The 25,245-nt window shown below is 65.7% G+C and carries 30 protein-coding genes; 13 read left to right on the plus strand and 17 right to left on the minus strand.

Features of this window, described 5'->3' with window-relative positions:
* Nucleotides 1-42: 42 nt before the first annotated feature.
* The 3 genes from ACFMBG_RS03385 to ACFMBG_RS03395 all read left to right on the plus strand — a co-directional run bounded on the left by ACFMBG_RS03385 (nucleotide 43) and on the right by ACFMBG_RS03395 (nucleotide 1,430).
* On the plus strand, nucleotides 43-258 hold the full coding sequence (locus tag ACFMBG_RS03385; protein WP_421053319.1) for a putative signal transducing protein: 216 nt from the start codon (nucleotides 43-45) through the stop codon (nucleotides 256-258).
* Nucleotides 255-1,022 carry a tRNA1(Val) (adenine(37)-N6)-methyltransferase gene (locus ACFMBG_RS03390; protein WP_421053320.1) on the plus strand — a complete coding sequence of 256 codons (768 nt, stop codon included), beginning with the start codon at nucleotides 255-257 and terminating at the stop codon, nucleotides 1,020-1,022. Before ACFMBG_RS03385 ends, ACFMBG_RS03390 begins: the two co-directional genes overlap by 4 nt.
* Nucleotides 1,023-1,256: 234 nt before the next feature.
* Nucleotides 1,257-1,430 carry a YdcH family protein gene (locus ACFMBG_RS03395; RefSeq protein WP_421053321.1) on the plus strand — a complete coding sequence of 58 codons (174 nt, stop codon included), beginning with the start codon at nucleotides 1,257-1,259 and terminating at the stop codon, nucleotides 1,428-1,430.
* Nucleotides 1,431-1,510: 80 nt separating this feature from the next.
* Here ACFMBG_RS03395 and yddG read toward each other — a convergent pair whose 3' ends face one another.
* Together yddG and ACFMBG_RS03405 are read right to left on the minus strand one after the other, a co-directional pair.
* Nucleotides 1,511-2,374, minus strand: a complete 864-nt coding sequence (yddG, locus tag ACFMBG_RS03400) for an aromatic amino acid exporter YddG (protein WP_421053322.1) — start codon at nucleotides 2,372-2,374, stop codon at nucleotides 1,511-1,513.
* A complete protein-coding gene (locus tag ACFMBG_RS03405) occupies nucleotides 2,371-3,318 on the minus strand; it encodes a transcriptional regulator GcvA (protein WP_421053323.1) in 948 nt (315 codons plus the stop codon). The genes yddG and ACFMBG_RS03405 overlap by 4 nt, the downstream gene beginning before the upstream one ends.
* A gap of 112 nt (nucleotides 3,319-3,430) precedes the next feature.
* Here ACFMBG_RS03405 and ACFMBG_RS03410 point away from each other — a divergent pair, with 112 nt between their 5' ends.
* Nucleotides 3,431-3,580, plus strand: a complete 150-nt coding sequence (locus ACFMBG_RS03410; protein WP_421053324.1) for a hypothetical protein — start codon at nucleotides 3,431-3,433, stop codon at nucleotides 3,578-3,580.
* A gap of 92 nt (nucleotides 3,581-3,672) precedes the next feature.
* On the opposite strand, the gene phbB is transcribed toward ACFMBG_RS03410, so the two are convergent.
* The 8 genes from phbB to ACFMBG_RS03450 form a co-directional block, all read right to left on the minus strand.
* Nucleotides 3,673-4,395 (minus strand): acetoacetyl-CoA reductase, encoded by a 723-nt coding sequence (gene phbB, locus ACFMBG_RS03415; protein WP_421053325.1) that lies wholly within the window; start codon nucleotides 4,393-4,395, stop codon nucleotides 3,673-3,675.
* Nucleotides 4,396-4,587: 192 nt separating this feature from the next.
* A complete protein-coding gene (locus ACFMBG_RS03420) occupies nucleotides 4,588-5,763 on the minus strand; it encodes an acetyl-CoA C-acetyltransferase (RefSeq protein ID WP_421053326.1) in 1,176 nt (391 codons plus the stop codon).
* Between the two features lie 408 nt (nucleotides 5,764-6,171).
* Nucleotides 6,172-7,011, minus strand: a complete 840-nt coding sequence (locus ACFMBG_RS03425) for an EAL domain-containing protein (RefSeq protein ID WP_421053327.1) — start codon at nucleotides 7,009-7,011, stop codon at nucleotides 6,172-6,174.
* Nucleotides 7,012-7,137: 126 nt separating this feature from the next.
* Complete coding sequence (locus ACFMBG_RS03430) at nucleotides 7,138-8,070, minus strand: sterol desaturase family protein (protein WP_421053328.1); 933 nt, start codon at nucleotides 8,068-8,070, stop codon at nucleotides 7,138-7,140.
* The gene (locus tag ACFMBG_RS03435; RefSeq protein ID WP_421053329.1) at nucleotides 8,067-8,465 is read right to left on the minus strand and encodes a hypothetical protein; all 399 of its coding nucleotides are present in this window, start codon (nucleotides 8,463-8,465) and stop codon (nucleotides 8,067-8,069) included. The genes ACFMBG_RS03430 and ACFMBG_RS03435 overlap by 4 nt, the downstream gene beginning before the upstream one ends.
* A 123-nt stretch (nucleotides 8,466-8,588) precedes the next feature.
* Nucleotides 8,589-8,930: a hypothetical protein gene (locus ACFMBG_RS03440; RefSeq protein ID WP_421053330.1), complete on the minus strand. Its 342-nt coding sequence runs from the start codon at nucleotides 8,928-8,930 to the stop codon at nucleotides 8,589-8,591.
* A gap of 94 nt (nucleotides 8,931-9,024) precedes the next feature.
* The gene (locus ACFMBG_RS03445; protein WP_421053331.1) at nucleotides 9,025-9,381 is read right to left on the minus strand and encodes a hypothetical protein; all 357 of its coding nucleotides are present in this window, start codon (nucleotides 9,379-9,381) and stop codon (nucleotides 9,025-9,027) included.
* Nucleotides 9,382-9,446: 65 nt separating this feature from the next.
* Nucleotides 9,447-10,034 carry a TlpA disulfide reductase family protein gene (locus ACFMBG_RS03450; protein WP_421053332.1) on the minus strand — a complete coding sequence of 196 codons (588 nt, stop codon included), beginning with the start codon at nucleotides 10,032-10,034 and terminating at the stop codon, nucleotides 9,447-9,449.
* 22 nt (nucleotides 10,035-10,056) lie between these two features.
* Between ACFMBG_RS03450 and argH the strand changes: the two genes are divergently transcribed.
* The 5 genes from argH to ACFMBG_RS03475 all read left to right on the plus strand — a co-directional run bounded on the left by argH (nucleotide 10,057) and on the right by ACFMBG_RS03475 (nucleotide 16,379).
* Nucleotides 10,057-11,451: an argininosuccinate lyase gene (argH, locus tag ACFMBG_RS03455; RefSeq protein WP_421053333.1), complete on the plus strand. Its 1,395-nt coding sequence runs from the start codon at nucleotides 10,057-10,059 to the stop codon at nucleotides 11,449-11,451.
* Nucleotides 11,452-11,487: 36 nt separating this feature from the next.
* Nucleotides 11,488-11,667: a hypothetical protein gene (locus ACFMBG_RS03460; protein ID WP_421053334.1), complete on the plus strand. Its 180-nt coding sequence runs from the start codon at nucleotides 11,488-11,490 to the stop codon at nucleotides 11,665-11,667.
* 92 nt (nucleotides 11,668-11,759) lie between these two features.
* The gene (locus tag ACFMBG_RS03465) at nucleotides 11,760-11,912 is read left to right on the plus strand and encodes a hypothetical protein (RefSeq protein ID WP_421053335.1); all 153 of its coding nucleotides are present in this window, start codon (nucleotides 11,760-11,762) and stop codon (nucleotides 11,910-11,912) included.
* A gap of 549 nt (nucleotides 11,913-12,461) precedes the next feature.
* Nucleotides 12,462-13,727 carry a diaminopimelate decarboxylase gene (gene lysA / locus ACFMBG_RS03470; RefSeq protein ID WP_421053336.1) on the plus strand — a complete coding sequence of 422 codons (1,266 nt, stop codon included), beginning with the start codon at nucleotides 12,462-12,464 and terminating at the stop codon, nucleotides 13,725-13,727.
* 48 nt (nucleotides 13,728-13,775) lie between these two features.
* Entirely contained in the window at nucleotides 13,776-16,379 is a 2,604-nt protein-coding gene (locus ACFMBG_RS03475; RefSeq protein ID WP_421053337.1) for a TIGR02302 family protein, read from the plus strand.
* 68 nt (nucleotides 16,380-16,447) lie between these two features.
* Here ACFMBG_RS03475 and ACFMBG_RS03480 read toward each other — a convergent pair whose 3' ends face one another.
* On the minus strand, nucleotides 16,448-17,389 hold the full coding sequence (locus ACFMBG_RS03480) for a zinc-ribbon domain-containing protein (RefSeq protein WP_421053338.1): 942 nt from the start codon (nucleotides 17,387-17,389) through the stop codon (nucleotides 16,448-16,450).
* 219 nt (nucleotides 17,390-17,608) lie between these two features.
* Here ACFMBG_RS03480 and ACFMBG_RS03485 point away from each other — a divergent pair, with 219 nt between their 5' ends.
* From ACFMBG_RS03485 to ACFMBG_RS03500, 4 genes are read left to right on the plus strand one after another with little or no spacing between them, the layout of a single operon-like run.
* Entirely contained in the window at nucleotides 17,609-18,286 is a 678-nt protein-coding gene (locus tag ACFMBG_RS03485) for a cell division ATP-binding protein FtsE (RefSeq protein WP_421053339.1), read from the plus strand.
* Entirely contained in the window at nucleotides 18,283-19,182 is a 900-nt protein-coding gene (locus ACFMBG_RS03490; protein ID WP_421053340.1) for a cell division protein FtsX, read from the plus strand. Before ACFMBG_RS03485 ends, ACFMBG_RS03490 begins: the two co-directional genes overlap by 4 nt.
* Complete coding sequence (locus tag ACFMBG_RS03495) at nucleotides 19,179-19,928, plus strand: lysophospholipid acyltransferase family protein (RefSeq protein ID WP_421053341.1); 750 nt, start codon at nucleotides 19,179-19,181, stop codon at nucleotides 19,926-19,928. Before ACFMBG_RS03490 ends, ACFMBG_RS03495 begins: the two co-directional genes overlap by 4 nt.
* Nucleotides 19,906-20,511 (plus strand): pyridoxamine 5'-phosphate oxidase family protein, encoded by a 606-nt coding sequence (locus tag ACFMBG_RS03500; RefSeq protein WP_421053342.1) that lies wholly within the window; start codon nucleotides 19,906-19,908, stop codon nucleotides 20,509-20,511. Before ACFMBG_RS03495 ends, ACFMBG_RS03500 begins: the two co-directional genes overlap by 23 nt.
* Nucleotides 20,512-20,628: 117 nt before the next feature.
* Here the strand turns inward: ACFMBG_RS03500 and ACFMBG_RS03505 are convergent, their stop codons facing one another.
* The 6 genes from ACFMBG_RS03505 to odhB form a co-directional block, all read right to left on the minus strand.
* Nucleotides 20,629-20,937, minus strand: coding sequence for an EthD family reductase (locus ACFMBG_RS03505; protein ID WP_421053343.1), 309 nt, complete (start codon nucleotides 20,935-20,937; stop codon nucleotides 20,629-20,631).
* 117 nt (nucleotides 20,938-21,054) lie between these two features.
* Complete coding sequence (gene lpdA, locus ACFMBG_RS03510) at nucleotides 21,055-22,446, minus strand: dihydrolipoyl dehydrogenase (RefSeq protein WP_421053344.1); 1,392 nt, start codon at nucleotides 22,444-22,446, stop codon at nucleotides 21,055-21,057.
* Between the two features lie 69 nt (nucleotides 22,447-22,515).
* The gene (locus tag ACFMBG_RS03515; RefSeq protein ID WP_421053345.1) at nucleotides 22,516-22,785 is read right to left on the minus strand and encodes a hypothetical protein; all 270 of its coding nucleotides are present in this window, start codon (nucleotides 22,783-22,785) and stop codon (nucleotides 22,516-22,518) included.
* Between the two features lie 166 nt (nucleotides 22,786-22,951).
* Nucleotides 22,952-23,344 carry an MAPEG family protein gene (locus ACFMBG_RS03520; protein WP_421053346.1) on the minus strand — a complete coding sequence of 131 codons (393 nt, stop codon included), beginning with the start codon at nucleotides 23,342-23,344 and terminating at the stop codon, nucleotides 22,952-22,954.
* Between the two features lie 70 nt (nucleotides 23,345-23,414).
* Nucleotides 23,415-23,639, minus strand: coding sequence for a hypothetical protein (locus tag ACFMBG_RS03525; RefSeq protein ID WP_421053347.1), 225 nt, complete (start codon nucleotides 23,637-23,639; stop codon nucleotides 23,415-23,417).
* Nucleotides 23,640-23,722: 83 nt separating this feature from the next.
* Complete coding sequence (gene odhB, locus ACFMBG_RS03530; RefSeq protein WP_421053348.1) at nucleotides 23,723-25,234, minus strand: 2-oxoglutarate dehydrogenase complex dihydrolipoyllysine-residue succinyltransferase; 1,512 nt, start codon at nucleotides 25,232-25,234, stop codon at nucleotides 23,723-23,725.
* Nucleotides 25,235-25,245: the final 11 nt, after the last annotated feature.

The raw sequence follows: 25,245 nt of genomic DNA on the forward strand, positions 1-25,245 counted from the left end.
AAGGCTCGACAAGGCGCGGGCCTTGCCCTTAGATCCAATTCCATGAAAGAGCTTCTGCGCAGCACCGATCCGACGATCATCGCCTTTGCCTCCGCCCTCCTTGAGGGAGAGGATATAGACTGCTTTCAAATGGACGTAAATATGAGCGTCCTGGAAGGCAGCATCGGAATTTTCCCGCGCCGTCTGATGGTTCGCGCCGATGACTACGACGACGCGCTGGTGGTGATGCGCGACAATGAAATCCCGCTGGGCCGATGAAAACCTTCACGGAGGACGCGCTGAGCCGCAACGCATTCCTCGGCGGCAGGGTGCAGCTGTGGCAGCCGCTGAGGGGCTACCGCGCCGGAGTCGATCCGGTGCTGCTGGCGGCAGCGGTGCCCGCGCGGGCAGGGGAGGCGGTGCTGGAGCTGGGCTGCGGCGCCGGTCAGGCGCTGCTGTGCCTGGCGGCGCGGGTGCCGGGGCTTGCCCTCGCAGGGGTGGAGCTGCAGGCCCCTTATGCTGAGCTCGCGCGGCGCAACGCTGCCGCCAACGGGCAGGAAATTGAAGTGTATGAGGCCGACCTTGCGGCCTTGCCGGAGGCGCTGAAGCAGCGGCAGTTCCAGCATGTGATCGCCAACCCGCCCTATTACAAAGCCGGCGCCCACAGCCAGGCGCGCGATGCCGGGCGGAAGGTGGCGCTCGGAGAGCAGACTCCGCTGGCGGAGTGGATCACCGCGGCAGCCCGGCGGCTGGCACCCAAGGGCTACCTGCACATGATCCAGCGGGCGGACCGGCTGCCGGATATGCTGGCGGCTTGCAGTGGAGTCCTGGGCTCGCTGGAGGTGCTGCCGCTGGCCCCGCGCACCGGCCGCGCGGCGGAGCTGGTGATCCTGCGCGCACGCAAGGGCGGGCGGGCGGATTTCCGGCTTCACGCCCCGCTGATTCTGCATGAAGGCGCACGGCACGAACGCGACGGGGAAAGCTACCGGCCGGAAATCAGTGCCGTTCTGCGCGACGGTGCAGCCTTGCCCTGGCCCGCCTGAGCCAATTTCTCCGGCGGCGCAAAGTTAGGGGCGCCACGCGAAGGTTTCAACCTTTGGCGAATCCAAATCTGCGGGTTTCTGCTGGAATGCGCCACCGCCTGCGGCAAAATGCGCGGCGCATAGCCGATATGAAAATTTCATGACAAAAATACTGCGGCTGCAGCGTGACAGACGCCAAAACTTGTGGTCCACTCTTTCTGTCAAACACATCTAGCTCAAAGAAGGAGGGTTGCCATGAGCCTCAGCTCGCATCTGACCGAACTTAAGAAGAAGCACGAGCATCTGAGCATGGAAGTGGAACAGGCCCAACGACACCCCAGTACCGACGATCTGGAAATCGCAGCAATGAAAAAGCAAAAGCTCAAGCTGAAGGAAGAGATTGAGCGCCTGACTGCCGAGGCAGTCTGAAGAGTTCCCGCCGGGACGCAGCCCGGCAAGACGAGTTGGAGGGCCTGCCCGGCGTGGCGGCCCTCTTTTCATTTGGCGGGTTACTTTGCCGCGCTTGCCCGCGCCGCAATCAGCGCCCCGCCGGTGATCAGAGCCGCCGCCAGCGCCAGCCCCCAAGAGGCCGCGGCGATGCCCGCCAGCACCAGGATCAGGGTGGACAGCAAAGGCGCCGCATAGGAGCTGGTTCCCAGCATCTGGATGTCCCCCTGCTTGACGCCGATGTCCCAGACGTAAAACGCCAGCCCGACAGGGCCGAGGCCCAGCAGCAGGGTCGAGACCCAGCCCAGCGTGCCCGCGGGCCAGACCGTTTCCTCCAGCGCAAAATGCAGCCCCCAGGAAGCCACGGCGGTGGCCAGGCAGAACACCGCAACCGAACTGGTCGGCGCGCCGCCCAGCAGCCGCGACAGCACCGAATAGCCGGACCAGGTCAGCGCGCACAGCAGCGCCAGCCCATAGCCCGGCAGGTACTGCGCCTCAAACCCGCCGCCGCCGCCGGAAATGATGGTGGCCGCCCCGGCAAAGCCCAAGCCAGCCCCGATCAGATGCCCCGCCTTCAGCTTCTCGCCGGGCAGCAGGCCGGAAAACAGCACGATCAGCAGCGGCCACAGATAGGCGATCAGCCCGGCTTCGGCCGCAGGCGCCAGCCGCAGAGCGGAGAAATAGAGCGCGTGATAGCCGAACAGCCCCAGGGTGCCGAAGATGTAGACCCTGATGGGCACATGGCGCAGCTGCTTCAGCTTGCCCGCGGCGGCGGTCCAGATCATCCCCAGCGTGCCGCCGATGGTGAAACACAGCGCATTCAGCAACAGCGGCGGAGTTGGCTCGGAGCCCACCGTCAGCAGCGCCAGCAGCGACCACAACAGAACAGCGATAAAGCCGATGGCGGTCGCGCGGGTCTTGGTCATGGCGGCGGAATGTCCTCAACTGGAATGATCTCGAAAGCCTCCGAGACGTAGGCGGTTTTTTCGATCTCGGCAACAAACCAGTCGCGGAACGCCGCGATCTGCGGCCGGTTTTCGGTGCCGGGCGCACATAGAAACCGGAAATGCGCCTTGGTCTCGATCGCGGTCTTGAACGGCGCCACCAGCCGGCCTGCGTGCAGATCGGTGATCGCCATGCCGCGCCGCCCCAGTGCCACGCCGGCGCCTGCAACCGCGGCGTCAATCGCGTGGTCGGCTTGCGAAAAATGCGAGCCGTGGGTGGGGGTGAAGTTGATCCCCTGGGTGCGGAACCAGGCCGGCCAGTCGCAGGGCGGGTCCAGAAAGCCGATGGATTCGTCAAAGATCAGCGGCGCCTCCATCAGGCTTTCCGGGGTGGTGTAACGCTCGGCCAGCTCTGGCGACATCACCGGAGTCACCCATTCCGGCGCCACCGGCAGCACATAAAGCCCTTCGTCCACGCCATAGCCGAACCGGATCGCCACATCGACGTCATCGCGGACAAAATCCAGGATCCGCAGGGTGGCGGAGAACCGCAGGTCGATTTCGGGGTGGGCGCGGGCAAATTCATACAGCCGCGGCGCCAGCCATTTTGCCGTCAGCCCGGGCCCTGCGGTCACCGTCAGCGTGGTGTTGTCCTGCAGCCGCCGCACGGCACGCCAGGCGGCGGTCAGCGCCTCGAACCCTTCGGCAGTTCCCGGGGCCAGTGTCTTGCCTGCCTCGGTCAGCTCCACCGCGCGGTTCAGGCGGCGGAACAGCGGCTGGCCCAAGTGCTCCTCCAGCGACTTGATCTGAAAGGACAGCGCGGCAGGGGTGACGTTCAGCTCTTCCGCCGCCTTGGCAAAGGACATGTGGCGGGCAGCGGCATCAAAGGCGCGCAAAGCGGTGAGGGGCGGCAGGCGGTCAGTCATGGTCACATAAGTACAGCTTAACTGAAGCTCTGCAAAGTCTCGTTTGTGCGATTGACGGAACGTCTTCATATTGGATGAAGGTAAAGGATACTGATCCGAAAGGAGGCCTGAAATGCTGGAATATTCTGCTGACGCCGCCGTGAAGTCTGCCATGGCCCGTGCCCACGCCGAACGCGGCCAGGCGCTGAAACTGGCCTGGACCTGGCTGTTCGGCAAGAAGCCGCTGCCAGCCCTCCGCCCCAAGGTTTCCCGCTGGGCCTGAGCGCGCTCTGATTTCAGAAAAAGGCACTTACGGGATAGGAAAAGGGCCGGTCCAGATGGACCGGCCCTTGCCGTTCAGGCTGAGGAATCAGCTTAGACGAAGAACTGCGCGCCGTTGGCGGAGATGGTCGAGCCGTTGATGAAGCCCGCGTCGTCCGACGCCAGGAAGGCCACGCAGCGCGCGATCTCTTCCGGCTCGCCCAGGCGGCCGGCCGGGATCTGGCCGATGATCGACTCACGCACCTTCTCCGGCACCGCCATCACCATCTCGGTGGCGATATAGCCGGGGCAGACCGCGTTGGCGGTGATGCCGGCGCGGGCGCCTTCCTGGGCCAGCGACTTGATGATGCCCAGATCGCCGGCCTTGGTCGCGGCATAGTTCACCTGCGCGAACTGGCCCTTCTGGCCGTTGATCGAGGAGATCACGATGACGCGGCCGAACTTGCGCTCGCGCATGCCGGGCCAGATCGGGTGCACGGTGTTGAACACGCCGGTCAGGTTGGTGTCGATCACTTCCTGCCACTGCTGCGGCGTCATCTTGTGGAAGGGCGCGTCGCGGGTGATGCCGGCGTTGGCCACCACGATGTCGATCGGGCCCATCTCCTCTTCGACCTTGGCGATGCCCGCAGCGCTTTCCTCGTAGCTGCCAACATTCCACTTATAGGTCTTGATGCCGGTTTCGTCGGTGAATTTCGCCGCGGCTTCGTCATTGCCGGCATAGGTCGCCGCAACGTTGCAGCCCTGCGCCTTCAGCGCCTGGGAAATTGCTGCGCCGATGCCGCGGGAGCCGCCGGTGACGAGTGCAGTACGTGCCATTCAAGAATCCTCCAGATGAGTTTTTGCTTTGGTAATCTTGCTACAGTTTTGGTCGTGTGGGCGCAACAATATTGCGTCATGAAATTTCTGCATCGCCGCAAAAAATTGTCGCACCCGCGTAATACCGCTGAATTGTAAAAGAAAAAGGGCGCCCCGAAAGGGCGCCCTGCGATATCAGCGGTTTTGCGCCACTTACGGGCGCTCCACGCACATGGCAACGCCCATGCCGCCGCCGATGCACAGCGTGGCCAGGCCTTTCTTGGCGCCGCGGCGCTTCATTTCGAACAGCAGGGTGTTCAGAACCCGGCAGCCCGAAGCGCCGATCGGGTGGCCGATGGCGATGGCGCCGCCGTTCACGTTCACGATCGCCGGATCCCAGCCCATGTCCTTGTTCACCGCGCAGGCCTGGGCGGCAAAGGCTTCGTTGGCTTCGACCAGATCCAGGTCATTGACCGACCAGCCGGCCTTCTCCAGCGCCTTGCGGGAGGCATAGACCGGACCGACGCCCATGATCGACGGGTCCAGGCCCGCGGTGGCGTAGGAGGCGATGCGGGCCAGCGGCTCGATGCCGCGGCGCTCGGCTTCATCGGCGCTCATCAGCAGGGTGGCGGCGGCGCCGTCATTCAGGCCGGAGGCGTTGGCCGCAGTGACCGAGCCGTCCTTGGTGAAGGCCGGGCGCAGCTTCTGCATCGCTTCGATGGTGGCGCCGTGACGGATGTATTCGTCCTGGTCCACCACGGTCTCGCCCTTGCGGTGCTTGACGGTGAAGGCCGCGATCTCATCGGCGAACTTGCCCGCCTTCTGGGCGGCTTCGGCCTTGTTCTGCGAGGCGACGGCAAACTCGTCCTGCATGTCGCGGGAGATCTGCCACTGCTCGGCCACGTTCTCGGCGGTCTGGCCCATGTGGTAGCCGTTGAAGGCATCCCACAGGCCGTCGCGGATCATCGTGTCGATGTATTTCATGTCGCCCATCTTGTGGCCGGCGCGCAGATGCGCGGCGTGGGGGGACAGGGTCATGTTCTCCTGGCCGCCGGCGGCCACGATGGAGGCATCGCCCAGCTGGATGTGCTGCGCACCCAGGGCCACGGCACGCAGGCCGGAGCCGCAAACCTGGTTGATGCCCCAGGCGGCGCTTTCCTTGGGCAGGCCCGCGTTGATATGCGCCTGACGGGCCGGGTTCTGGCCTTGGGCAGCGGTCAGCACCTGGCCCAGGATGGTTTCCGAGACTTCGGATTTGTCCACACCGGCCCGCTCCACCACGGCTTCCAGCACCGCGGCGCCCAGATCATGGGCAGGGGTATTGGCGAACGCGCCGCCAAAGGAGCCGACGGCGGTGCGCGCGGCCGATGCGATTACAACATTGGTCATTGATTTGGGTCCTCTGCCTTCATTTTGGTCTTCCGGAAGAGCGCCGCGCAAACATTCGAGCTGCTTTTGCGCAACAATCTTTCCCGTATCCTCCGGGTATCGGCATAATCTATTGCTGCACGTGCAGCAATTGACAGGGTGTCTCAGGCGGAGCGGAAGAGTCAACCGCCAGAAACGTCCTCCGCCATAGGATTTCCGTCAGCAGGGGGAGGGGATGCTGCAAAGCAGCGGACCCGGGCGCCGGGATGCGGCAAGGGGTGGCATTAAAAGCTGCTGGAAAGACAAGGCTGTAGAGGCCGGACAAGCGGGCGGGTACCGTGCGTCTGGCCGTGGCAGCAGTGCCGGTGCCCTGCGCGGAAGGTTGCGGACCGGGCTTCTGCGGGGCAGGACCTGAGCGGGTTCCTGTTCTTATCCGGCTTGCTGGCGCTGTTTCAGGTCTTCGATCCAGGGCGGCGACACCGACGGGGCGCCATAGAGGTAGCCCTGCAGGCAATCCACCCCGTTTTCCACCAGGAAGGCCGCATCTTCCTGGCTTTCCACCGACTCGGCGACGATGAACATGTCGAACTGCTTGGCAATGCCGATCAGGGCCCGCACAACCGACTGGTTGTCATGGCTGGCGTGAATACCGCGCACGAACTGGCCGTCGATCTTGACCGCGTCAAAGAAGAACTGGCGGAAATGGCCGATTGCCGTTGTGCCGGCGCCGAAATTGTCGAGTGCAAAGGCAATCCCGTGCTGCTGCATCCGGCCCATGAAATCCAGCACAAGCTCCGGTGCGGCCATCACCGATGCCTCGGTGATTTCCAGGACCAGCCGTTCGCCCAGCGTGGCATCGCTTTTCAGAAACCGCTGCAGCACCTGCATCCAGCGCTGGTAGCCGATGGAGCGGGCCGACATGTTGATGGAGAGGCGGATCTGCGGGAATTTCGACAGCGTCCGCAAGCCATGCTGCAGCGCCAGGCAGTCCAGCTCGCGGCCGATTTCCTTGTCCTCGACCACATGCATGAACTCCCGCGCGGGAATCACCCTGCCGGTCGGGTCCAGCACCCGGATATAGCCCTCGTAAAAGGCAACGCCATGCGGTGCCATGGCCTGCATGACGGGCTGATAGGCCAATACGGTCTGATCGTGCCGGACCGCTTCGGCAACCATCTCCAGCGTGGTCCGGTCGCGGCCGGCCACCGCCGCGCTCAGCGGGTTTTCGGAGCCTTCGGGCAGATCTGCCATGGCGTTTCGTTTGTTCATGTGCTGCTGGGGCCCTGTTCCGGCATTGATGTGACACAATATGATGCTCCGGGCAGCGTCGCGCAAAAGGGTTGAGGCGGGATTAAAGTTCAAATTTGACCGATCCGCCTGACGCCCCGGCGGGCTTCAGCCGCCAAAGCCCGGGGTGCCGGCGTCTTCGGGATGGCGGGCCAGGTGCCCGGCCTTGATCCCGGCAGAGGTCTCGCGGCTGCCGTCGTGGCTGTAGCCGGGCGGTGCAAAGGCATAGAGCAGCCGCTGTTTCCAGGTCAGCCCGGGCTGGGTCATGTCCTTGAAAATGCCCGCCCATTCATGAAAGGCCACCCGCAGCGGATTGAAGGTGGCGATGTTGTGCACCAGGCCGAAATCGGGCCGGTCGTGGTCCTGTTCCGGCACGAAGGTGCCGAACAGCTTGTCCCAGATGATGAACACCCCGGCATAGTTGCAATCCAGGTAGCGCGCGTTGCGGCCGTGGTGGGCGCGGTGGTGGCTGGGGGTGTTCATCACCGCCTCGAACCAGCGCGGCAGGCGGGTGATCGCCTCGGTATGGATCCAGAACTGGTAGATCAGGTTCAGCCCGCCGCAGAACAGCACCAGCGCCGGGTGGAACCCCAAGAGCACCATCGGCGCCTTCACCACCATCATGAAGGTGAAGGTGCCGGTCCAGGTCTGCCGCAGCGCGGTGGTCAGGTTGTAGTGCTGGCTGGAGTGGTGATTCACGTGCGAGGCCCAGACCCAGCGCACCCGGTGGCCCAAGCGGTGCACCCAGTAATAGCGCAGGTCATCCAGCACAAAGCACGCCGCAACCGCCCAGAGCGAAGTGCCCATGTCCAGCGGCGTGATCTGCCACAGCATCATCAGGAAGCCCCAGGCGATGAACCCCAGGAGCAGCCCCTCGGCAACGCTGCCCGCGCCCATGATCAGCGAGGTGACGGCGTCGCGGGTCTCGTACCTGCCGCCGCGCTTTTTCAGGGCGATCCACAGGAACTCCGCCAGGATGGCAGCGATGAAGAAGGGCACCGCCAGCTGGGTGGCATCGGGATAGGAAAGGTCTCCGCTCATGCTGCCTCCCCGACGGCGGCGATCAGCGCCTGCCATCGGGCGTGCTCGGCCCCGGACAGGGCAACGGACACGCTAGGCGCGCTGAAGTCCTTGAAACCGAAATGCAACCCGCCGGGACGCTCGGAAATTTTAGCGCCATTCAGGTGCCGCGCCGCGGTATCGGCGCCAAAGGCCCAGACCAGGCCCGCACCGCTGTGCGCGGCAATCAGCGCGGCCTGGCCGGTGGCGGTAGGCCGCACTTGCAGTACGGTGTCGCCGGGACAATGCCGCAGCCAAGCGGCGCGGGCGCTGTCCGCCGTCAGAACGGCCCGGGCAGAGCGCCCGGTCAGATGCAGGATCGCGGCAATGGCGGTTATCCCGCCCGCGACCAGGACCAGCAGCAATTCAAGCGGCATGTTCTCCTCCCGCCCGGCAGACTGGCGGGCGGGCAGGCGGCTGTCAAAGGTGGCGTGGGGTCAAGCGGACCCGCCCTCCTTGCACAGCGGAGGGGCGGACCGCCGCCGGCTGGCCGCTTGGGCTCAGACCGCGGGCACCGTGCTCTGGGGATGGTTCAGCACCTCCATCTGCACCACGCGCTCGACAAAGGGCACCAGACCTTCGGGCCCCGATGCGCGGTCCTTGAGGTGGATGCAGACGTCCGGACGCAGCGACGCGATGATGCCGATCAGATCGCCGCGGATCTGGTCGTCCAGCCCGGCCCCCATGATCACGCATTCGATGCGCGGTTCGGTCTCCAGCTGGCGCACCACCTCGGAATGGTCGTGCGCGCCAAGCCATTGGATCGGCAGATGATCCAGCTGCTCGGCGACATTGCCGATCACATGCGGCAGCTTGCCGATCAGTAACACAACAGGTTTCATTTCACTCTCCACCCTACAAGCGGGCGCCTTATCTGGACGTCCCTCAAGAGTGAAATAGTGCGAATCTCCGCCGGGTCAGGTGGCGGCTGCCGGGTCAGAAGGAATAGGTAATGGACCTGCCCTTGCCCTGGTCACGGGTGAAGGTGACGGTGTTTCCATCGGTCGTGACCGTGAGGCAGTTCTGCGGCAGCTGCTTTTTCCCGATATAGACATTGCGGCAATAGAAGCGCTTGTGCCAGGCCCAAGCGCCGACGATTTTCTCGCCCTTCGGCGAGACGCCCTGCAATTTGCCATCTGCGGTAGCAAGAACCCAGTGATCGCTGGCCACCAGCTTCTTGCCGGCAATTTTGGCCAGGAAATCCTTTTCGCTCTTGATGGGACCGGCGCCGGCCGGTGCGGCGGCTGCGATGCTGAGTGCCAGGGCGCAGGCTGCCAAATGCAGAAATTTCATGGGGTCCCTCCCGGTATACTTGTTAACAGAACACCGGGAGAGTGTGTCAGATCAGTCCGGTTTTTTCAATTCCCGGCTGAGGTGATGGCGGCCTCCTCGCCTATCATTGCCGCGATGATCTGCTTGGCGCTGTCCGAGTTCCACTCGGCGTCGCCCAGCAGCCGCGCCACTTCCTTGCCGTCGCGGTCCAGCAGCACCGTGATCGGCAGGCCGATCACCGCCATCTCCCGCGCCAGCGCCTGTTTCGGGTCCTGGTGGCGGGGCAGGCTGTCGATGCCGTTCTCGTCAAAGAACTTCTGGATGCCCGCGGGCGAGTTGCGCCCGGTGGCGATGGTCAGCACCTGGAAATCCTCACCGCCGAACTCCTGCTGCAGCTCCTCCAGCTGCGGCATTTCCTTGCGGCAGGGAGCGCACCAGGTGGCCCAGAAATTGAGCAGCACAATCTTGCCCTGATAGTCGGCCAGCGTCGCGGTGCCCGCGCCATCAGCCAGGTCAAACGCGGCGGCGGACACATCGCGCGGCTCGGCATGCACCACCAGTTTCTTCATCGAACCGTCGCGCAGGGCCTCCAGCTGCGCCTGATCCGCCGCAGCCGCGGCATTTGCACCCAAGGCGAGGGCCATATAAAGGGAAAGCTGACGAAACAGACGCATTTTATCTCCGGGGTTCCACACCATGACAGATCAATCCTCGAACCAGATGTGGGGCGGCCGCTTTGCCGCTGGCCCGGACGCGATCATGGAGGCGATCAACGCCTCGATCGGGTTCGACAAGCGGATGGCAGCACAGGACATTGCCGGCTCCAGGGCCCATGCGGCGATGCTCGCCGCCACGGGCGTCATTACGGATAATGATGCCGAGGCCATTCGGGAAGGGCTGCTCACCGTTTTGTCAGAGATCGAGGGCGGAACCTTCCAGTTTTCCACCGCACTGGAAGACATCCACATGAATGTGGAGGCCCGCTTGAAGGAGATCATCGGCGAGCCCGCAGGCCGTCTGCACACCGGCCGCAGCCGCAATGACCAGGTGGCGACCGACTTCAAACTCTGGGTGCGGGACCAGCTGGACGCGGCTGAAACGGGCCTGCTGGCGCTGATCCGCGCGCTTCTGTCGCAGGCCGAGGCCGGCGCCGATTGGGTGATGCCGGGCTTCACCCACCTGCAGACCGCGCAGCCGGTGACCTGGGGCCACCACATGATGGCTTACGTCGAGATGTTCGGCCGCGACCTGAGCCGCGTGCGCGACGCCCGCGCGCGGATGAACGAATCGCCGCTGGGCGCGGCGGCGCTGGCCGGCACTTCCTTCCCGATCGACCGGGAGATGACGGCATCGGCGCTGGGCTTTGACCGCCCGGCGGCAAACTCGCTGGATGCGGTTTCCGACCGTGACTTCGCGCTGGAGTTCCTCAGCACCGCCTCGATCAGCGCTGTGCACCTTTCGCGCTTTGCCGAGGAGCTGGTGATCTGGTCCTCCGCCCAGTTCCGCTTCGTGACGCTTTCCGACCGCTTCTCCACCGGCTCCTCGATCATGCCGCAGAAGAAGAACCCGGACGCGGCTGAGCTGATCCGCGCCAAGGTGGGCCGGATCTTTGGCGCCAACACCGCGCTGATGATGGTGATGAAGGGGCTGCCGCTGGCCTATTCCAAGGACATGCAGGAAGACAAGGAACAGGTGTTTGACGCCGCCGACAACTGGATGCTGGCGCTGGCGGCGATGGAAGGGATGGTCAAGGACATGACCGGGAACCGCGAGAGCCTGGCGGCTGCCGCGGGCTCCGGCTTCTCCACCGCCACCGACCTGGCCGACTGGCTGGTGCGGGTGCTGAAGGTGCCGTTCCGCGATGCCCACCACGTGACCGGCACCCTGGTTGCCATGGCCGAAAGCCGCGGCTGCGACCTGCCGGATCTTTCGCTCGCGGACATGCAGGGCGTTCACGAAGGCATCACCGAGGACATCTTCACTGTGCTTGGCGTTGAGAATTCGGTAAACTCGCGCATGTCTTATGGCGGCACCGCACCTGCCCAGGTACGCGCGCAGATCGCCCGCTGGAAAGAGGTCCTGGCGGGCTGAGGCCAACCGGGCGGGGCTGCTGCAAGGAGGCAAACAATGCGCAAGATGATCTTTGCATTTCTTGGACTGGCGGCGCTGGCCGCCTGCGGTGTGGACGGTGAGCCGGTACAACCGACCCTGAACGCTGGCGTCGGTGTCGGCAGCGGCGGCGGAGTGCATGTCGGCGGCGCTCTCGGGCTGCATCAAGGGCCGGTCAGCGTCTATCTGGGCTTCTAGCAGACCCGCGCCCTTGATGCGGCGCTGCTGAACCACCACTTCGAAACCGCCCCGCGAAAGCGCCGGGGCGGTTTACGTTTGAGGATATTGCGATGAAAACTGTGGTTATTGTTCTGGCTCTCTTCGGGCTCGCGGCCTGCGACACCGGGGCGCCGGTATCCAGCCAGCCGCAGAAGCAGGAACCTGCCGCGACGGGGATCAAGGTTTCCGGCTACGGCCGTGCCGGCGTTTCCCACAGCTTCTGAAGACACGGGCTTGCCCCGTCCGGGTGTGCGGCCCGTCCGGTTGCTGTATGCTGCGTTGCTGTTCTGCCTGTCCTGATGTGCTGACTGTTCACACTCTGCCAGCGGTAAGGAATGGCGGCGCCGCCAAGGGGCGGAGGCGGGACGGGAGGGATCTCCCGCACGCTGAACGTTGTCTCTGCGTGCCCCTGCCAAAGGGCCCTGTTCCAAGGTGCCGGGGGTGTCAGGCCCGGCGGTGACCGCGATCAGGGGGCATCATGGCAGGCTGGGCTTAAGATCCCGTGACAGGAACGTGCCCCGGCCGCGCAACACCCCGTAGGGTGGGCGATTCCGCCCACCGTCTGCGGTAAATGGCAGACGGGGGATGGCGGGCAGATTGCCCGCCCTGCGGGGAGACACGGCCCGCCGCGCGCCAGCGCGGCGCCCGGCCCAACGGGCGCGGGCGCATCTTCGATGCGTCTGCGGCGGGCGGGAGTTTCCGGTTGCTGCCGGCAGCGGCAAAGGGCTGGAATCATTTGATCCATATGCCGCTTTTGCCCTAAACGCGGGGACATGGATCATTTTCTCTACCGCGACGGCGCGCTCTACGCCGAAGACGTTCCCATCTCCGAGATCGCCGCGGCGGTGGGCACTCCGTTTTATGTCTATTCCACCGCCACCCTGCTGCGCCATTTCCGGCTGTTCGACGAGGCGCTGGAGGGCACCGATCACCTGGTCTGCTTTGCGATGAAGGCCGCCAGCAATCAGGCGATCCTCAAGACCCTGGCGCAGGCAGGCGCCGGCATGGATGTGGTCAGCCAGGGCGAATACCTGCGGGCCAAGGCAGCGGGCGTGCCGGGGGACCGGATCGTGTTTTCCGGCGTCGGCAAGACGGCAGAGGAAATCCGCGTGGCCCTCAGTGGCGGCATCCGCCAGTTCAACGTGGAATCCGAGCCGGAGATGGAAGTGATCAGCGCCGTGGCGCAGGAGCTGGGCGCAGTGGCCCCGATCACCATCCGTGTGAACCCGGATGTCGACGCCAAGACCCATGCCAAGATCGCCACCGGCAAGTCCGAGAACAAGTTCGGTATCCCGATTGCCCGCGCCAAGGAGGTTTACGCCCGCGCCGCCGCGCTGCCGGGTCTGGAGGTGGTGGGGATCGACGTCCACATCGGCTCGCAGCTCACTGATCTGGAGCCGTTCCGGCTGGCCTATCAGAAGGTGGCGGAGCTGACGGAAACCCTACGCGCCGAGGGCCACAACATCCGCCGCCTGGACCTGGGCGGCGGTCTGGGCATTCCTTATGAGCGCTCCAACACCGCGCCGCCGCTGCCGGTGGAATACGGCCAGATGGTCAAGGAGACCCTCGGCCACCTCGGCTGCGAGATCGAGATCGAGCCGGGCCGCCTGATCGCGGGCAACGCGGGCCAGCTGGTGTCCAAGGTGATCTATGTGAAATCGGGCGAGGGGCGCGATTTCCTGATCCTGGATGCGGCGATGAACGACCTGATCCGCCCGGCGATGTATGAGGCGCACCACGACATCATCCCGGTTGAGGAGCCCGCGGCGGGAACCGAAAGCCAGCCTTACGACATCGTTGGCCCGGTCTGCGAGACCGGCGATACCTTTGCCAAGCAGCGCGACCTGCCGCCGCTGGCGGCGGGCGATCTGGTGTCTTTCCGCAGTGCGGGCGCCTATGGCGCGGTGATGGCGAGCGAGTACAATTCCCGCCCGCTGATCCCCGAAGTGCTTGTGCACGGGGATCAATTCGCGGTTATTCGCCGCCGCCCGGACTATGAAGAGATGATAAACCGCGATACCATCCCGGAGTGGCTCTGAAGCGATCCGGGCGCGATCCGGCGCGGGCCATCCTGATACGAGGCCCGAATGCCCTTTGACAGACGTGCCGATCCGGTCCTGAAACGCCTGCGCTGGCCTGTGGCTCTGACGCGGGCGGGACTCGTGGCCGAACGCGCCATGCGGGCGTTCTGGCCGCTGGTGTCGGTGCTGATGGCGGCGCTGGCGGCGCTGATGCTGGGGCTGCACCAGCTGCTGCCGGAAACCGTGGTCTGGACCGGCGCCATTGCGGCTGTTCTGGCCGCCACAACCGCCGTTGGCTGGGGTGCCTGGCGGTTCCGCTGGCCGTCCCGGGAAGAGGCGCTGGAGCGGCTCGACCAAACCTTGCCGGGCCGTCCCGTCAGCGCCTTGCTGGACACCCAGGCCATCGGCGCCGGGGACGCGGCCTCCATCGCCCTCTGGCAGGCGCACCAGCGCCGGATGGCCGAGGCCGCGGCCCATGCCCGCGCACCCGCTCCCGATCTGAACGTTGCCTCCGCCGACCCCTATGCGCTGCGCTATGTCGCGGGGCTGTTCCTGGCGGTTGCGCTGCTGTTCGGCTCGATCTGGCAGGTGGCCTCGGTCAGGGATCTGGGCACGGGCGGCCCCGCTGCCCTGAGCGGCCCTGCCTGGGAGGGCTGGGCAGAGCCGCCTGCCTATACCCGCCTGCCGGTGCTCTATCTGAACGACCTGCCCGAAGGGGTGCTGAAACTGCCGCAGGGCAGCCGTGTCACCTTGCGTTTCTACGGCGAAGTCGGGGCGTTGTCCCTGTCGGAAAGCGTCTCGGGGTCTGCCGCCGGGCAGCCGCCGGCGCCGGAGGGCGCAATGGCCTTCGATGTGACCCGCAACGGCGGCTTTGCCATCGAAGGGAACGGCGGGCGGAGCTGGCAGGTGGAGGTGATCCCGGACCATCCGCCCGGAATCGCGGTGGCCGGCCAGCCCGAGCTGGAGAACGACGGTTACACCTCGCTGGCGTTCAGCGCCCGGGATGATTACGGCGTCGCTGGCGGGCAGGTGCGGATCACCCTGGATCTGGCCGCGGTCGAGCGCCACCACGGCCTGGCGATCGACCCCGACCCGCGCGATGCGCTGATCCTGGACCTGCCGCTGCCGCTGAGCGGTTCGCGCGAGGCCTTCACCGAAAAGCTGATCGAGGATTTTGCCCGGCACCCCTGGGCCAACCTGCCGGTGGTCTTCACCTTCTCCGCAATGGATGAGGCCGGTCAATCGGCCGCGGTGGCGGGCTTTGGCGCGGATATGGTCACCCGCCGCTTCTTTGACCCGCTGGCGGCGGCGGTGATCGAACAGCGGCGCGACCTGCTGTGGGCGCGGGCCAACGCGCCGCGGGTGGCGCAGATCCTGCGCACCCTGTCGCACCGCCCGGACGGAATGTTCCGCGACTATGGCGATTATCTGCGCCTGCGCACGATCCTGCGGCGGCTGGAAGGCTACACCGTGCAAGGGGCCATTCCCGAACCGCGGCAGGCGGAAATCTCCGCCGCGCTCTGGGATCTGGCGATGCAGCTGGAAGAGGGCGATGTCGGCGATGCGCTGGAGCGGATGCGGCGGGCGCAGGAGCGCCTCAGCCAGGCGATGCGCGACGGCGCCAGCGATCAGGAGATTGCCCGGCTGATGCAGGAGCTGCGCGAGGCGACCCAGGACTATCTCCGCCAGCTCAGCCGCCAGGCTGAGGCGGACGGCGAAATGATGGACTCTGGCGACATGCCGGACAACATGATGACCCTCAGCCAGGATGACCTGCAGGCGATGATGGACCGCATCCAGGAGCTGATGGAGCAGGGCCGCATGGCCGAGGCCGAGCAGGCGCTGCGCGAGTTCCAGCAGATGATGGAAAACATGCGGATGACCCGCTCCCAGCAGGGGCAGGGCCAGGGCAATGAGGGCCGCGAGGCGATGGAGGGGCTGGCGGAAACCCTGCGCGAGCAGCAGGGGCTGTCGGACCAGGCCTTCCGCGACCTGCAGGAACAGTTCAACCCCGGCGCCCGCAGCGGCGAGAGCCAGGGCAATGAGGGCCGCGATGGCGGTCTGGGCCGCGGCCAGAGCCACCAGGGCGGCCAGGGCGGCGACCGCGGCGACGGCCAGGGCGGTGAAGGGGCCGAAAGCCGCAACCCCGATGGCCAGGGCGGCAACGGCCGCGAACAGCCGGGGCAGGGCGGATCGCTGGCGGACCGCCAGCAGGCCCTGCGCCAGCAGCTGCAGCAGCAGCGCGACGGGCTGCCTTACCTGGGCGGCGAGGCCGGCGATGCCGCGCGCGAGGCGCTGGACCGGGCAGGCCGCGCCATGGAGGGGGCCGAGGAGGCGCTGCGCGGCGGCGACAATGCCGAGGCCATCGACCGTCAGTCGGACGCCATGGAGGCGCTGCGCGAAGGGATGCGCAGCCTGGGCGAGGCGCTGGCGCAGCGTGATGACGGGCAGCGCAACGGCCAGGGCCAGCCCTCTGCCACAGCGCAGGGCGAACGGCTGGACCCGCTGGGCCGCAGCAACGGCTCGGTGAATGACGGCGGCAAGGTCGGCGAGGGCAATGCCTACCGCCGTGCCTGGGACCTGCTGGAGGACATCCGCCGCCGGGCCGGCGAGCGGCAGCGCAGCGAGCGCGAGCGCAGCTACCTGCAGCGGCTGCTGGACCGGTTCTGAGACCCCGAAGGGCGGTCGGCGCCGGGTGAGCTATTCAGTCTAGAAAGACAGAAATGGGACAGGCCGCGTTACGGCGCGCTGGTCAGGGACTTCACCTGTGCATCCAGCCACAGCCGCAGCTGATCCACCCAGCTGACATAGCTGCTGAGTGCGGAATCCGCCTGCGGCACCCTCTCGGCAATCAGGCTGGCATTGTCATAGACCATCACCATCACCAGCGCCGCAATCAACGACAGCGAAAAACCGCGGGCAAAATTGTTTTTGCGCCGCACCGGCGGCTCCTCCGACGCGGCCTGCGGAGCAGGCGCTGCGCTGCCAGCAGAGCGCAGGGTGGAGTTGATTTCTTCGATGTCCGGCAGCAGCTCCTTGCGGGAGCCGCTTTCGGCGGCGGCCAGCTGGCGCGGATCCTCTCCGCGAATGCGGGCCATCCGGTCGCGGGCCTGGCGGCTGCGGCGGGCGGCCTCGTCTTCGGGCGCGGTGGCTTCGTCCAGTCCCAGGTCGGGCTGGGTTTCCAGGCTCTGGCTTTCCGCCGCCCGCAGCGAGGCCTCGCGCTCGGCTTCCTCGCGCAGGATGTCCGTCAACGCCGGATCCAGACCGCGGGCCTTCTGCGGCTGCGGTTCAGCCTCTTCTTCCGGGTGGGCTGCAGGTTCCTGGGTGTCTGCGTGGGCTTCTGCGGAAGGCTGTTCGGCCTCTTCCTCCTCGCCGCGGTCCAGGTCCGCGGCAGCGGTTTCCGGCTCAGCGGGCTCAGCGTCCACTTCCGGTGCCGTGGACGGGGTCTCAGGTTCCGGTTCTTCAATGGCCGCGCTCGGCGCGGGGGAGGCAGCCTCAGGCGCCTGGGGCGCGTCTTCTTCCAGCGTGTCTTCCAGGGGGGGCTCTGCCGCCGCGGCGCCGGCTGCTGCCTGGAACCAGGTCTGGCCGCAGTTGGAACATTGCACATCCCGCCCTTCGGCAGGGATCACATCCTCGGGCACTTCGTACTGGGCTGCGCAATTCGGGCAGGTCAGGCGCATCATGCTCTCCTCGGCACCATCCTGCCGGGCATCTGGCGGCAGGTTGTTTTTTAAGGGATTATAGGCATCCCCCGCTGTTGGCGAAAGTGGCAATTGCCGCAACGCCCCGGCCGCGGGCTTCCGGGCAACAGAGCCCCCATTGAAACTGCGGCCCCCTTGGGGCAAAACACCGGAGCAAAATACCGGGGCGCAGTACAAAGGCGCATTCAGGGGGCGGCAGTGATCGAGCTGGAAAATGTGGGCTACAACTACGGCGGCGGCGAGCTGCTGGATGCCGTGTCGGTGCAGCTGGCGCCGGGCTCCTTCCATTTCCTGACCGGCCCGTCCGGCGCGGGCAAGACGACGCTGCTGAAACTCTGCTACGGCGCGCTGACCCCGACCTCGGGCCGGGTGCGCGCCTTCAACATGGATGTGCACGGGCTGGACCGCGACCAGATGGCCTATCTGCGCCGCCGCGTCGGCGTGGTGCATCAGGACTGCCGGTTCCTGGACCACCTGCCGGTGATCGAGAACATTGCCCTGCCACTGCTGGTCTCGGGGCGCGAGCTGGGCCACGAGGAGGCCAACCTGCAGGAGCTGCTGAACTGGGTCGGCCTGTCCGAGCGCGCCCACGCGCTGCCGCCGGAGCTGTCTGGCGGCGAGCGGCAGCGGGCGGCTTTGGCGCGCTCGGTGATCCTGTCGCCGGATGTGATCATCGCTGATGAGCCCACTGGCAACGTCGACTGGGAAATGTCGCAGCGGCTGCTGCAGCTGCTGGTCGAGCTGAACCGGATGGGCAAGACGATCCTGGTCGCCACCCATGACCTGTCGCTGATCCGAGCCGCCAAGAACCAGGTGCAGGCGCGGGTGCTGCGCATCTCCAACCGGCAATTGCAGCTTGCGGGGGCTGACCTATGACCGACGGCAAGCTGCGCAAGCTGATCCTGGGCGATGCCCAAGCCAACCGGGTGGTGCCGCCCACCGGCTTCACCGCCCAGCTGACGCTGTTCGTGGCGGGCGCAATGGCGTTTCTTGCGGTGTTTGCCCTGGCGCTGTCGATGGCCTCCGGCCGGCTGGCCGACCGCTGGGCTTCGGAACTGGCGCGCGCCGCCACGCTGCGCATCAACGCCCCGGCGGCGCAGCGCGCGGCTCAGACCGAGGCGGCGCTGGAGATCCTGCGCCAGACACCGGGCGTGGCCACCGCGCGGGCGCTCACCGGCGAGGAGCAGGCGGCGCTGCTGGCGCCCTGGTTCGGCTCCAGCCTGCCGGCGGGCAGCCTGCCGCTGCCGCAGCTGATCGAGGTGACCGCGGATGATCCCGGCTATGACCCCCAGGGGCTGCGGCTGCGGCTGCAGGCCGAGGTCCCCGGCGCGGTGCTGGACGATCACACCCGCTGGCGTGAGCCGCTGGTGGATGCCGCACGCTCGCTGCGCCGCCTGGCTTGGGTGTCGATCTTGCTGATCGGCGGCGCCACCGCGGCGATGATCACCCTGGCCGCCAACGCGGCACTGGCCGCCAATGCCCAGGTGATCGAAGTGCTGCGCCTGGTCGGCGCGCTGGACAGCTATATCGCCCAGGCCTTCATCCGCCGCTTTACCCTGCGGGCGCTGACCGGCGCCGCAGCGGGTGTGGCGCTGGGCATGATCGGGGTCTGGCTGATGCCGGAAGCCTCGGATGAGGGCGGCTTCCTCACCGGTCTTGGCTTTCAGGGCTGGGGCTGGCTGGTGCCGCTCCTGATCCCGCCGCTGGGCGCGCTGGTGGCCTTTGCCGCCACCACCCGTGCCGCCACCAAACGTTTGGGAGAACTGTCTTGAAGAACCCGGTCCAATGGCTGCGCTCGTGGGTGTTCCTGGTGCAGATGTACCTGGCAATGCTGGTTCTGGGGCTGCTGTTTGCGCCCTGGGCCGCGGTGTCGCCCAAGGGCGCGCGCCTGGCCTGCAAATCCTACGCCCGCTGGGTGCTGTGGACCGCGCGCTGGATGGTCGGCATCCGCTCCGAGGTGCGCGGCCAGGTGCCCTCCGGCGAGGTGATCATTGCGGCCAAGCACCAGAGCTTTTTGGATATCCTGATCATCTTCAACGCGGTGCCCTCCGCCCGGTTCATCATGAAGCGGGAACTGATGTGGACGCCGGTGATCGGCGTCTATGCCAAGCGCCTGGGCTGCGTGCCGGTCGACCGCGGCAAGCGCGGCGCGGCGATTGCCAAGATGGTCAAGGACGTGGCGCTGCAAAGCCATGAACCCGGCCAGCTGATCATCTACTCCCAGGGCACCCGCGTGGCGCCCGGCGCCCGCAAGCCCTACAAGATCGGCACCGCGGTGCTGTACGAGGGCCTGAGCCAGCCCTGCGTCCCGGCCGCCACCAATGTCGGCGTGTTCTGGCCGCGTACCGGGATTTACCGCAAGCCGGGCCTGGCGGTGGTGGAGTTCCTGGAGCCGATGCAGCCGGGGATCGCCCGTGACGAGTTCATGGCGCAGCTGGAAAACCGGGTTGAGCGCCGCTCGGATGAATTGATGAGAGAAGCGGGGTTTGAACCGGATGCAATACCTCAGCAGCATTGAAGACCTGGAGGCGCTTTACGGGGAACCGGGAGCGCCTTCTTTACGCAAGGTGGCGCGGCAGATGACGCCGCTGTACCGCAAGTGGATCATGGCCTCGAAACTGTGCATGCTGACGACCGTTGGCCCGGAAGGGACCGACGGCAGCCCGCGCGGCGATGACGGCCCGGTGGTGAAGGAGCTGGATCCGGGCACCCTGGCGCTGCCCGACTGGCGCGGCAACAACCGGCTGGACTCCTTGCGCAACATCGTGCGCGACGGGCGCGTTTCGCTGATGTTCCTGGTGCCGGGATCGAACAATGTGGTGCGCGTTAACGGCACCGCCCGGCTTACCGCCGACCCGGATCTGCGCGCGCGTTTCGAGAAGAAAGGCAAGCTGCCGGCCACGGTGATCGTCATCTCGATCGGTGAGATTTACACCCAATGCGCCCGGGCGTTGCTGCGGGCGGGCACTTGGAACGGAACCGGCGAAAGCATCGGCCTGCCGACCATGGGTGAGATCCTGGCCGAGCAGACGGCAGGCGAGGAAGGCGGCGCCGAATACGACAAGAGCTGGAACGCCCGCGCCGCCAAAACCATGTGGTGAGCCGACGGCGGAGCGCTCAAGGACGTTCCAACGTCCTTGGCAAAATTCTTTGAAGAATTTTGCAGCCAGCGAGGCTGCGCCTCCTGGCTGCCCGGTGCGCTGCCGGGGAATGGGCGGTCAGCTGATGACCTCGCCGATCAGCATCTGCGGCTTCACATCGGTGAAATTCGGGATGTCCTCCAGCGCGGGCCCTGCGGCCTGCATCGCGGCGTCCATGGCGGCCTGATCGGCAAATGTCATCGTGGCAATGGCGTAAAACGGTGCCGGCTTGTCCGGCCCGCCCGCCAGCCCTTTGGTGACAACAATCGTCTGGATATGCGGCCCCATGTGCTCATCCACGATCTTCATATGGGTGTCCGCATAATAGGCGTGATCGAAGTTGGTTCCTTCTGTGACGGGGTAGATGACTTGCAATGAAACGGCCATGGCGGTGCCTCCTGCGGGTTGAATTCCAGCAGCAGTAAAGAGGCAATGGCGTGGCTTGCCAAATGAAAAAGGGCAGCTGCGGCCAGCTGCCCCTACGATTAGCCCAATCAGTGCGGCTCAGCTGTGGATCGGCCCGTCGCCGCAGGCCAGCGCGGCCTCGCGCACCGCTTCGGAATAGGTCGGATGCGCGTGGCAGGTCAGCGCCACATCCTCGGCAGAAGCGCCGAACTCCATCGCCACACACAGTTCGTGGATCAGGTCACCCGCCGCCGGGCCGATGATCGCGGCGCCCAGGATGCGGTCGGTTTCCTTGTCGGCGATAATCTTGACGAAGCCGCCCTCGGCCTGGTGCACCGCCTTGGCGCGGGCGTTGCCCATGAACATGAACTTGCCGACCTTGATTTTCTTGCCGTCGGCCTTCAGCGCGTCCTCGGTTGCACCCACGGTGGCCACTTCCGGCGTGGTGTAGACGACGCCAGGGATCACGCCATAGTTCACATGGCCGTGCTTGCCCGCGATCACCTCGGCGACCGCCATGCCCTCATCCTCGGCCTTGTGCGCCAGCATCGGGCCTTCGATCACGTCGCCGATGGCATAGATGCCGGGGAGGTTGGTGCGCCAGTGGTTGTCGGTGGCGATCTGGCCGCGCTCGGTCATCTTGATGCCAAGCGCGTCCAGCCCCAGCCCTTCGCTGTAGGGTTTGCGCCCGGTGGCGACCAGCACCACGTCGGCGTCCAGCACCGCCTCGTCGCCGCCCTTCTTGGGCTGGTACTTGACCTTGGCCTTGGTCTTGGTGGTCTCGACGCCCTGCACGGCGGCGCCCAGGATGATGTTCAGGCCCTGCTTTTCCAGGATCCGCTTGAAGCTGCGCTGCACGTCTTTGTCCATGCCGGGGCAGACCGCGTCCATGTATTCCACCACGGTCACCTCGGAGCCGAGGCGGGCATAGACCGAGCCCAGCTCCAGCCCGATCACGCCTGCACCGATCACCGCCAGTTTCTTGGGGATCTTCGGCAGTTCCAGCGCGCCGGTGGAGGAGACCACGATCTTCTCGTCGATCTCCACACCCGGAATGGAAGCGGGCACCGAGCCGGAGGCGATCACGATGTTCCTGGCCTCATGCACCTCATCGCCGACCTGCACCTTGCCGGCCGCCGGGATCGAGGCCCAGCCCTTGATCCAATCGATCTTGTTCTTCTTGAACAGGAATTCGATGCCGCCGGTGTTCTGGCCGATGACCTCATCCTTGTAGGCCTTCATCTGGTCCCAATCGACCGACGGCGCTTTGCCCTTGAGGCCCATATGGGCAAAGTTGTGCTCTGCCTCATGCAGCAGGTGGGTCGAATGCAGCAGCGCCTTGGAGGGAATGCAGCCCACGTTCAGGCAGGTGCCGCCAAGGGTCTCGCGGCCTTCGACCACCGCCGTTTTCAGGCCCAGCTGGGCGCAGCGGATGGCACAGACATAGCCGCCGGGGCCGGCGCCGATTACGATGACGTCATATTGGGACATAAGTCGGTTTCCTCTTTTGGCCCCGGCTCCGTTTTCCGGAGCTCGCGCTTGGGGATAGTTAGTGTGTGATCAAACGGGGGTCAGCATTTTGATCGAGATATTGGTGACCCCGTCGCGTTCAAGGTGCATTGCCAGTTCTTCGGACCCGAAAAAGGCGCGGGCCTTCTCCAGATCGGTGATTGCGAACAGCGCAACGGCGTGGTTTTCGCGGTCCGGATCGCTCCAGACATTCATGTCGGTGATGCCCGAGGCCTGGCGGTTGCGCTTGTCCTGCCGGAAGACGGTGAGCCAGGCGTCGAAATCGGCCACGTCGGCCTGCCAAAGTACGTGAGTTGCCATCGGTGTTACTCCTTTGTCCGTAGTGGAGGCAGGATGCCCCGGATTGCCTGGAGAGCGCTTTGATTCCACTCAATAATGGCTGCGTCAGTGGCAAGGTTTGCGGAGTGGGGACGCTGCCCCCGGCCCTGGCGGGCCTCCCCCGGGATATTTTCAGCCAGAAGAAGCATCATGCGAGGAGCACCCCCGCGAGCATCGCGGCAAGGCCGCTGGTGGCGATGAGCCAGATGGCGGTGCGCAAGTAGGGCACGCCGCTGAGGTAGGCGGGCAGGTAGAGGGCGCGGCCTGCGAGGTAGGTGTACAGGCCGCCGGTGATCAGCGCGCTTTTGAGGCCACCCAGCTCTGCTACCAGCGCAAGGCTGATGAAGACCGGTGCGGTTTCCAGCAAATTGGTGAAGGCACGGCGCGCCCAGCCCGCCAGCGCGCTTCGGGTGACGGAGGTGTCGCGCGGGCCTGCGGTCCAGGCGTTGCCAGCGGAAAGCTTCAGCAGGAAGCTGTCGCAGCTCACGTGGATCAAGGCGAGGATCGAGAGGCAGACAAGGCCCCAGAGCGGGAGGGTCATTGTGCTAGTGCTCGATGCGGCTTTACAAGGTAACTATTGGCCAAGAGAAGAAACTCCGGAAATTCTGACGTCATGGGAGCTGCAACGTTTCTCTTAGCGCGTAATACAAGTGCCAAGAGTCATGAGTACGTGTTTCTGCCAGAAATAGACACGCGTTATGCTCTTGGACGCTTTCCTGATACAAATTGGGGCACAATCCTTGAGCCAGAGCGTACCTTTGATTTTCAGTGTGAATGATTGTTGCGCCGAACAGCAGTAAAAGCACAGCAAAAATGACGATCAGTGCATTCTTCATGTGCGCCTCAAGTAACCTAAGAACGGAGCATAACAGAAGCGTATCCTGAAGTTTCCACTTCAGGATACGCGTGTTGCTTGACCTTACAGATCCATCAGCAGGCGGCGCGGGTCTTCCAGCGCTTCCTTGACGCGGACCAGGAAGGTCACGGCGCCTTTGCCGTCGACGATGCGGTGGTCATAGCTGAGCGCCAGATACATCATCGGGCGGATCTTGATCTCGCCGTTCACCACCATCGGGCGGTCCTGGATCTTGTGCATGCCCAGGATGCCGGATTGCGGCGGGTTCAGGATCGGCGAGGACATCAGCGAGCCGTAGACGCCGCCGTTGGAGATGGTGAAGGTGCCGCCCTGCATCTCGGCCATCGACAGCTTGCCGTCACGGGCGCGCTTGCCCTTCTCGGAAATCGCCTTTTCGATTTCGGCAAAGGACATCCGGTCGGCGTCGCGGATCACCGGCACCACCAGGCCCTGCGGGGTGCCCGCGGCAACGCCCATGTGCACGAAGTTCTTGTAAACGATGTCGGTGCCGTCGATCTCGGCGTTGACTTCAGGCACTTCCTTCAGCGCGTGGCAGCAGGCCTTGGTGAAGAAGGACATGAAGCCCAGGCGGACGCCGTGCTTCTTCTCGAACTGGTCCTTGTACTGGTTGCGCAGCGCCATCACCTCGGTCATGTCGACCTCGTTATAGGTGGTCAGGATCGCGGCGGTGTTCTGGGCGTCCTTCAGGCGCTTGGCGATGGTCTGGCGCAGGCGGGTCATCTTGACCCGCTCCTCGCGCGCGGCGTCGTCCGCAGTGACCGGGCCGCGCACCTGGGCCGGTGCCGGGGCCGGGGCAGGGGTGGCCTTGGCGGCGGCCACGGCGGCGGCGACGTCTTCCTTCATGATGCGCCCGTCGCGCCCGGTTCCGGTGACCTGGCTGGCGTCGATGCCGGCCTCTGCCATCGCCTTCTCGGCGGAAGGCGCGTTGGCCACGTCCTTGGCGGCAGACGCGGACGCCGGGGCCGCGGCCTGGGCGGCTGCCGGAGCGGCAGATGCGCCGGCTTCGCCGCTGGCGATCACGCCCAGCTGCGCCGCGGCCTGCACGGTGTCGCCTTCATTGGCCATGATTTCGGTCAGCACGCCGGCTGCGGGGGCGGGCACCTCGACGGAGACCTTGTCGGTTTCCAGCTCGCACAGCATCTCGTCCTGCGCGACGGTGTCGCCCACTTTCTTGAACCAGGAGGAGACGGTGGCCTCGGAGACCGACTCGCCCAGGGAGGGGACCATGACCGGCACCGGGGCGCCTTCGCCGCCGGAGGGCGCAGCAGCCGGAGCCGGTGCTGCCTTGGCAGCGGCAGGGGCTGCGGCGGCGCCGTTGGCCTCGGTCAGGGTCGCCAGCAGGGCGTCAACGCCGACGGTCTCGCCTTCGCCGGCGACGATCTCGCCCAGGGTGCCGGCCGCTGGCGAGGGCACCTCGACGGTCACCTTGTCGGTTTCCAGCTCGCAGAGCATTTCATCGGCATTGACGGCGTCGCCGGGTTTCTTGAACCAGGTGGCCACGGTGGCCTCGGTCACGGATTCGCCCAGGGTGGGTACGCGGACTTCGGTTGTCATGTCTCTTTATC

Origin of the sequence: Leisingera coralii (genome assembly GCF_049056525.1) — a bacterium.
GTDB classification, from domain to species: domain Bacteria; phylum Pseudomonadota; class Alphaproteobacteria; order Rhodobacterales; family Rhodobacteraceae; genus Leisingera; species Leisingera coralii.